Source organism: Kineococcus glutinatus (assembly GCF_039542765.1).
GTDB lineage: Bacteria > Actinomycetota > Actinomycetes > Actinomycetales > Kineococcaceae > Kineococcus_A > Kineococcus_A glutinatus.
The window spans coordinates 1-2,010 of sequence record NZ_BAABIL010000713.1; the positions used below are offsets into that span (position 1 = coordinate 1).

Below are 2,010 nucleotides of genomic sequence, written 5' to 3' on the forward strand. Positions count from 1 at the left end.
ACGGCGGGGCGGGCGCCGTAGCGGGCGTAGCGGGCCCGCGGCGCCGCCGCCCGGCTCTTGTGCGCCCCCCGCCCGCCGGCCAGCCGGGCGCGCAGCGGGGCGAGGGTGTCGTTGCTGATGCGCCCCTCCCACAGCAGGTCCCACAGCGCGGCGGCCAGCTCCGCGTCGTCGTCGGCGCCGATCCCGTCGGCCAGCGCGCGGAAGAAGTACGCCCCGCCGCCGGCCAGCGCGTCCAGCACGGCCCGGTGCACGTCCCGGTGCGCGTCGGCGCCCGCCGCCTCGGCGCCGGCACCGCCCGCCGCGGGGTCCGCGGCCTCACCCGGTGCGGGCAGCGTCAGCGGCGCCAGGTCGGCCGGGTGCAGGGAGATCCAGCCGTCGTCGCCGGGCAGGCTGCCGTGCCCGGTCCAGAGCACCTCCCCGGCCGCCGTCAGCTCGTCGAGCATCGCGGGGGAGTACCCCTCCACCCGGGCGGGCAGCACGAGGGTCTCCAGCGCGCTGGCCGGCAGCACCGCCCCGGCCAGCTGCTCCACGGCGCGCAGCACGCCGTCCGGGCCGCGCCAGCGCGAGCGCAGGCCGGTGCCGACGCCCTGCCAGGCGGGCAGGAAGCGCGCCAGGTCCCGCGGGGGCACCGGCTCGACGTCGGCGCGCAGCGCGGCCAGCGAGCGGCGGCGCAGGATCCGCAGCACGTCGGCGTCGCAGAAGTCCAGGCCGCTGCCGCCCGGGCGCAGCTCGCCCTCCACGACCCGGCCGGTGCGCTGCAGCCTGCGCAGCGCCTCGACGACGACGGCGCGGCCCAGCCCGAAGCGCTGCGCGGCCTCCTCGGCGCCGAAGGGCCCGCGGGTGCGGGCGAAGCGGCCGAGCAGCTCGGCCAGCGGGTCGGCGACGGGCTCGGTGAACGCCTCGGGCACGCCCACGGGCAGCGGGGTGCCCAGCCCGTCGCGCAGCCGGCCGGCGTCCTCGATCGCCGCCCAGCGCTCCTGCCCGGCGACGCGCACCCGGATGAGGCGGCGGGCCCCCTCCAGGTCGACGAGCCAGCGGGCGACCTCCGCCTCGGCGACCGGCTCCTCGGGGTCCGGGCCGCTGCGGGCGTGCACCTCGGCGGTGCTCAGCGGCCCGAGCACGCGCAGCAGGTCGGCGGCGTCCTCGGCGTCGCGGCAGCGGCGGGCGGGGACGAGGCGCTGCAGCTCCTCCTCGGTGCGCTGCACGGCCTCGGGGTCCAGCAGGTCGCGCAGCGCCGCGCCCTCACCGCGGCCGAGCAGCTCCGACAGCAGGCTCGGGTCCAGCGAGAGGGCGGCCGCGCGGCGCTCGGCGAGCGGGGAGTCGCCCTCGTAGAGGAACTGCGCGACGTAGCCGAACAGCAGCGAGCGGGCGAAGGGGGAGGGCTGGGGCGACTCCACCTCCACCACGCGCACCGCGCGGCCGGCGAGGTCGCGCATGAGCTGGACGAGACCGGGCACGTCGAAGACGTCCTGCAGGCACTCGCGCACCGTCTCCAGCACGACGGGGAAGCTGGCGTAGCGGCTGGCGACCTCCAGCAGCTGGGCGGAGCGCTGGCGCTGCTGCCACAGCGGCTGGCGCCGGCCGGGGGTGCGCCGCGGCAGCAGCAGCGCGCGGGCGGCGCACTCGCGGAAGCGGGCGGCGAACAGCGCCGAGCCGCCGATCTCGGCGGTGACGAGCTCCTCGACCTCCTCGGGGTCCAGCAGCACCAGGTCGGAGACGTCGGGCGCCTCGCCCTCGGGCAGCTCCACGTCGGGCAGCCGCAGCACGATGCCGTCGTCGCCGGGCATCACCTGCACGTCCACCCCGAAGCGCTCGCGCATCCGGGCGCTCACCGCCAGCGCCCAGGGGGAGTGCACCTGCGCGCCGAAGGGGGAGTGGATGCACACCCGCCAGTCGCCCAGCTCGTCGCGGAAGCGCTCCACGACGATCGTGCGGTCGTCGGGCACGTGCCGGGTGGCCTCCTGCTGCTCGGTGAGGTGGGCCAGCAGGTTGTCGGTGGCCCACTCGTCG

The 2,010-nt window shown here is 78.6% G+C and carries 1 protein-coding gene; it reads right to left on the reverse strand.

The window, feature by feature from the left end; genetic code table 11:
- Positions 1-2,010: Lhr family ATP-dependent helicase (locus tag ABEB16_RS20525; RefSeq protein WP_425560274.1), on the reverse strand; the 2,010-nt coding region annotated here is incomplete at both ends.